This window comes from Caulobacter sp. 10L414, assembly GCF_056395525.1.
This window is the reverse complement of record NZ_JBFTJR010000119.1, coordinates 1-5,806: the sequence shown is the minus strand read 5'-3', so window position 1 is coordinate 5,806 and position 5,806 is coordinate 1. Positions and strand designations below refer to the sequence as shown.

General features: G+C 72.1%; 4 protein-coding genes and 1 pseudogene. 3 read left to right on the top strand and 2 right to left on the bottom strand.

All coding sequences use genetic code 11. The annotated features are described in order from the left end of the window. Both AC1DCG_RS24925 and ptsP read right to left on the bottom strand, forming a co-directional pair. Positions 1–185 (bottom strand): PTS transporter subunit EIIC (locus AC1DCG_RS24925; protein ID WP_477031479.1); only part of this gene is annotated, 185 nt, incomplete at its 3' end. A gap of 4 nt (positions 186–189) precedes the next feature. Beyond that, positions 190–2,718, bottom strand: a complete 2,529-nt coding sequence (ptsP, locus tag AC1DCG_RS24920) for a phosphoenolpyruvate--protein phosphotransferase (protein ID WP_477037267.1) — start codon at positions 2,716–2,718, stop codon at positions 190–192. 257 nt (positions 2,719–2,975) lie between these two features. Between ptsP and AC1DCG_RS24915 the strand changes: the two are divergent. The 3 genes and pseudogenes from AC1DCG_RS24915 to nagA all read left to right on the top strand — a co-directional run bounded on the left by AC1DCG_RS24915 (position 2,976) and on the right by nagA (position 5,805). Next, positions 2,976–3,561, top strand: a pseudogene (locus tag AC1DCG_RS24915) (GntR family transcriptional regulator). Positions 3,562–3,649: 88 nt separating this feature from the next. Beyond that, a complete protein-coding gene (locus AC1DCG_RS24910; RefSeq protein ID WP_477037268.1) occupies positions 3,650–4,669 on the top strand; it encodes an SIS domain-containing protein in 1,020 nt (339 codons plus the stop codon). Further along, the gene (nagA, locus tag AC1DCG_RS24905) at positions 4,669–5,805 is read left to right on the top strand and encodes an N-acetylglucosamine-6-phosphate deacetylase (RefSeq protein WP_477031475.1); all 1,137 of its coding nucleotides are present in this window, start codon (positions 4,669–4,671) and stop codon (positions 5,803–5,805) included. Before AC1DCG_RS24910 ends, nagA begins: the two co-directional genes overlap by 1 nt. Position 5,806: the final 1 nt, after the last annotated feature.

Here is a 5,806-nt window from a genome sequence, read left to right as displayed (position 1 = left end):
GCCACGCCGATGGCGAAGAGAAGGCCCAGATTGGCGAAGATCGCCTCGCCGGCCGCGGCGATGAAGGGGATGTTCAGAAGATCCGGCTGGCCAAAGCGCAGCAGAAGGCCCGCCACCGGCAGCACCGCGATCGGCAGCATCAGGGCCCGGCCCAGCGGCTGGAGSATTTCGAGCGGAGACTTCATCGGCTCAAACTCCGAAGGACTTGATGAGGTCGCGGACCGCCTCGGGCGAGGCCTGGTCCAGGGTCTTGGCGGCAAGCGCGCGGCAGGCGGCAAGCTCAAGGCCCCGCACCCGGGCCTTCACCTCCGGCACGATGGCGGCGGTGGCCGAAAGCTCGGTCACCCCCAGGCCCAGCAGCACCGGCACGGCGGCCAGGTCCGAAGCCAGCCCCCCGCAGACGCCSACCCAGCGGCCGTGCCTGGCCGCGCCCCTGCAGGTCTGGTCGATCATCCGCAGCACCGCCGGRTGCAAGGCGTCGATGCGGGCGGCCAGTTCGGGATTACCCCGGTCCATGGCCAGCACGTATTGGGTCAGATCATTGGTGCCGACSGASAGRAAGTCGGCCTCGGCGGCGATCAGGTCGGCGGTCACCGCGGCGGCCGGGGTCTCGATCATCACCCCAAGCTCGACGGCYTGCGTGATCCCCATCTCGCGCTTGGCCTCGTCCAGCACCGCGCGCACGGCGCGAAGCTCGGACAAGGACCCCACCATCGGGACCATGATCCTGCACTGGCCCAGCGGGGCCACCCGCAGGATGGCGCGGATCTGGGTCTTCAGCAGRTGSGGCCGCCACAGGCTGACCCGCACSCCGCGCAGGCCAAGCGCCGGGTTCTCCTCGGCCGGGATCGGCAGRTASGGGGCGGCCTTGTCGCCGCCGACGTCGAGCGTGCGCACGATCAGCGGCCGGCCCTCCAGGGCCGCAGCGACGGCCTGGTACTGGCGGGCCTGCTCGTCCTCGTCGGGCGGGGTCTCGCGCTCGAGGAACAGGAACTCGGTGCGCAGCAGGCCCGAGCCCTCGGCCCCATTGGCCACGGCGGCCAGGGCGTCCTTCTCCGAGCCGACATTGGCGAACACCTCGATGCGCGTCCCACAGGCCGTGCGGCTTTCCTGGTGGGCGGCGGCCTTGGCCGCGGCGCGGGCCTCRTGGCGGACGGCGATGGCGCTCTGGGCCTGCGCCAGGGCCTCCGCGTCCGGGGCCACGCGCAGCTTGCCGCCCTCGGCGTCGAGGATCAGGGCCGTGCCGTCGGCGATGTCGAGGACCCCCTCGCCCACCGCCACCAGGGCCGGCAGGCCCATGGCCGCGGCCAGGATGGCCACGTGCGAGGTGGGYCCGCCGCGGGCGGTGGCGAARCCGGCCGCCTGGCCAGGATCCACCCCCATCAGCTGCGAGGGCAGAAGCTCGTCGGCCAGCAGGATCGCSCCGGCCGGCAGGGCCCGGGCGGTCTCCTCCTCGCCGGCCAGCGCCCGCAGCACCTGGCGCTCCAGGTCGATCAGATCATCGACGCGCTCGGCCAGGCGGCGGTCGCCCAGGCCCCGCAGGGCCTCGACATAGCCGCCGACGGCCCGCCGCCAGGCAAAGCCGGCGCTCTTGCCCTCGCCGATCAGCCTGCGCGCCGCCGCCGTCAGTTCGGGATCGTCCAGGAAGGCCAGGTGCGCGCCGAGGATGGCCTTGCGGGCCGCGTCCCCGCTCGCGGCCGAGGCCTCGATGCGGGCCTGGACCACGCAGAGCGCGTCCTCCAGGGCGGCCAGCTCGGCGCTGGCCCCGGACCCGGCCTCGACGACCGCGATCTCCTCGGCCACCAGCCGCACCGCCTGGCCGATGGCCAGGCCCGGCGCGGCCAGCACCCCGCGCAGCACGCCCGGCTCGGCCGGTTCGGCAGGGATGGCTACGGCGGCGACGGGCGCKGCTTCGACGACGGGGTGCGCGGCGACCTCGCCGGCCCGTTCACCCATGCCGCTCTCGATCAGCTCGGCGATCGCCGCGACGGCGTCTTGCGCGTCGGGGCCCGAGGCGGCGACGGTGATGCGATCATGCAGGCGGATGGCCAGCGACATCACGCCCACCGGGCTCTTGGCGCTGGCGCGGCGGTTGACGGCGACCAGCGCGACTTCGGCGGCGAACTTGCGGGCGGCCTCGGCGATGCGGGCCGCCGGGCGGGCGTGGATGCCGTGCGCCAGCGGCACGACCACCTCGCGGACGACCTCGGCGCCCTCGCCCGTCTCCGCGACCGCCGCCCCGCCGATCGGCGTCAGCTCCATCAGGAAGCCGCCGACCCCGGTCTCGTGGTCCTGGGCCCGGCGCACGATCGAAAASGCCTCGGGATTGGTGACCACGATCGGGGTGATCAGGCTCTTGGCCTTGCGGGCCAGCARGTCCAGATCAAAGCCGATCAGCGCCTGCCCCGCCTTCACCGCCTGGCCCTCGGCSACGTGGACGCTGAAGCCCTCGCCGTCCAGSGCCACCGTCTCCAGACCCACATGCATCAGGATCTCGGCCCCGTTGCCCGCCCGCAGCGTCACCGCGTGCCGCGCCCGATGCACCGAGATCACCCGCCCGTCGCACGGCGCATGCAGCACCGAACCCGTCGGATCGATCGCCAGACCATCCCCCAGCATACGCTCGGCGAACACCGCGTCCGGCGTCTCCTCCAGGGACGCTACCCAGCCTTGGAGGGGCGCGCTCAGCAGGAGGCCTCCGGAAGACGCCACGTCCATGACGTGTCGCCCAGGGCCGGCTCGCGGGGCGCTTGCAAGGGATGACTGATGGCTGGGCATAGATGCCATTTTAATACCATTCCAAAAACTCTCACCCCGACGKAGAGCCGAAAACCGTTTGACACAAAAGCGGTTTATCGCCCTGTTGCGATTTATCGGACCAAATCGGCCGACAAAAGAGGACTTAGATTGGTATGTATGCAATGAGCTGCTCCGAAACGCGGCGCCAAGCTCGACCTCTGGTGGGAAACTAACCCATGTTGCTCTCCGAACGCCTCGGTCCGATCGAAACCGCCTCGTCCGCCCCGCTCTACCTGCAGCTCCAGAAGGCCCTGCGCGAGGCGATACAGCACAAGGTGCTGACGCCGGAAGACGCGCTGCCGCCCGAGCGCGACATGGCCGAGGACTTCAACGTCTCGCGCATCACCGTGCGCAAGGCCCTGGAGGGCCTCGTCCATGAAGGCCTGCTGACGCGCCGCCAGGGCGCGGGCACCTTCGTCGCCGCCCGCGTGGAGAAGAACTTCTCGAAGCTGACCTGCTTCACCGAGGACATGATCTCGCGCGGCCGCAGCCCGCACAGCGAGTGGCTGGCCCGCATGGAAGGCGCGGTCACGCCCGAGGAATCGCTGACGCTGGGCCTGTCGCCCAGCACGCCCGTCTATCGCTTTCACCGCATCCGCTACGCCGACGGCGCGCCGATGGCGGTGGAATACTCGACGATCGCCGCCTTCGCCCTTCGAGCGGCGCGGCTTCCTCAAGGACGGCCGGGCGGTGGAAGTCACCCAGTCCTACTACCGCGGCGACACCTACGACTTCGTGGCCGAACTGAACGACCCCGCCTGATTTCCTGATCACCCCGAGTATCGGAGTACAGCCCGTGACGGCGCTGCCCCATTCCCATTTCCAGCCCCTCGTCGCCGAAGCCACCGGCATGTTCCAGGAGGCGGGCGAGGCCGCGCGCCTGGTGGCGCGGCAGGTGGCGGCCAATGCGCGGGTCGCCGCAGCGATCGGCGAGCGGCTGCGGGCCAGCCCGCCCAGGGCCGTCGTCACCTGCGCGCGCGGCTCCAGCGACCATGCGGCCACCTTCGCCAAGTACCTGATCGAGACCCGAACCGGCGTGCTGACCTCGTCGGCGGCGCTGTCGGTGTCGTCGGTCTACGCCGCCCAGCAGGACCTGGAGGGCGTGCTCTACGTGGCCATCTCGCAGTCGGGAAAGAGCCCCGACCTGCTGGCCGCCGTCGAGGCCGCCAAGCTGGGCGGCGCCTTCACCCTGGCCCTGGTCAACGACGAGACCTCGCCCCTGGCGGCCCTGGCCGACGCGGTGCTGCCGCTGCACGCGGGGCCGGAACTGAGCGTGGCGGCCACCAAGTCCTACATCGCCGCCCTGGCCGCCATCGTCCAGCTGGTCGCCGCCTGGACCCAGGACGACGAGCTGGCGGGCGCCCTAGAGGCCCTGCCGACCGCCCTGTCGGCGGCCTGGGAGCAGGACTGGAGCGCCGGGATCGAGGCCCTGCGCGAGGCGACCAACCTCTATGTGCTGGGCCGCGGCGTCGGCTTCGGGATCGCCCAGGAGGCGGCCCTGAAGTTCAAGGAGACCTGCGGCCTGCACGCCGAGGCCTTCAGCGCCGCCGAGGTGCTGCACGGCCCCATGGCCCTGGTCAAGGACGGCTTCCCGGCCCTGGTGCTGGCCCAGCACGACGAGACCTACGCGCCCACCCTGGCCATGGCCCAGGGCCTGGCCGAGCGCGGCGCGACCGTGCTGCTGGCCGGCGGGACCGCCAGCGGCGCGACCACCCTGCCGACAGTCCAGCCGACGGGCGCCGGCCATCCTGTGCTGGAGCCGATCCTGGCCGTGCAGAGCTTCTACCGCATGGCCGCGGGCCTGTCGGTGGCGCGCGGCTACGATCCCGACCGCCCGCCCCACCTCAACAAGGTGACCAAGACCGTCTGATGCCCGTCACCGCTCTCACCAACGCCGCCGTCATGACGCCCGCCGGCGTCGTCGACGGCCAGGCCCTGCTGATCGACGGGGCGACCATCGTCGGCCTGGTCGACCGCGCGCGGATCCCGGCCGGGGCCGTGGCCGAGGACCTGGCCGGCGGTCTGCTGGTTCCCGGCTTCATCGACACCCAGGTCAACGGCGGGGGCGGGGTGCTGTTCAACGACGCGCCGACGGTGGAGACCATCGCCGCCATCGGCGCGGCCCACCGCCCCTTCGGCGCCACCGGCTTCCTGCCCACCCTGATCAGCGACGACCTCGACGTCGTCGACGCGGCCATGCGGGCCACCGAGGACGCCATCGAGGCCGGCGTGCCCGGCGTGCTGGGCGTGCACATCGAGGGCCCGTTCCTCAACGAACAGCGCAAGGGCATCCACGACGCCGACAAGTTCCGCGTCCTCGACGAGGCGGCGGTCAGGCTGCTCTCCTCGCTGAGGCGCGGCAAGACCCTGGTCACCCTGGCCCCCGAGACCACCACCCCCGACATGGTGGCCCGCCTGGCGAAGGCCGGCGTCGTGGTCGCCGCCGGCCACACCAACGCAACTTACGAGACCGTCAAGGCCGCGCTGGCGGCCGGCCTCACCGGCTTCACCCACCTCTTCAACGCCATGTCGCCCCTGACCAGCCGCGCGCCCGGAACCGTCGGCGCGGCCCTGGAGAGCCAGGAGGCCTGGTGCGGGATCATCGTCGACGGCCGCCACGTCGACCCGGCCACGCTCCGTATCGCCCTGCGCACCCGCCCGCTGGACCGCTTCATGCTGGTCACCGACGCCATGCCCACCGTCGGCATGGCCGACAAGCGCTTCACCCTGCAGGGYCAGGCCATCACCGTGCAGGACGGCGTGTGCGTGGGCCCCGGCGGCACCCTGGCCGGCTCCGACCTCGACATGATCGGCGCCGTCCGCAACGCCGTCGACATGCTGGGCCTGTCGCTGGAAGAGGCCGTCATGACCGCCTCCAGCGCCCCCGCCGCCTTCCTGGGCCTTGCCGCCCAACGCGGAACCATCGCCCCCGGCATGGCCGCCGACCTCGTCCTCCTCGACGACCACCGCAACGTCGTCCGCACCTGGATCGACGGGCGCGGCTAGG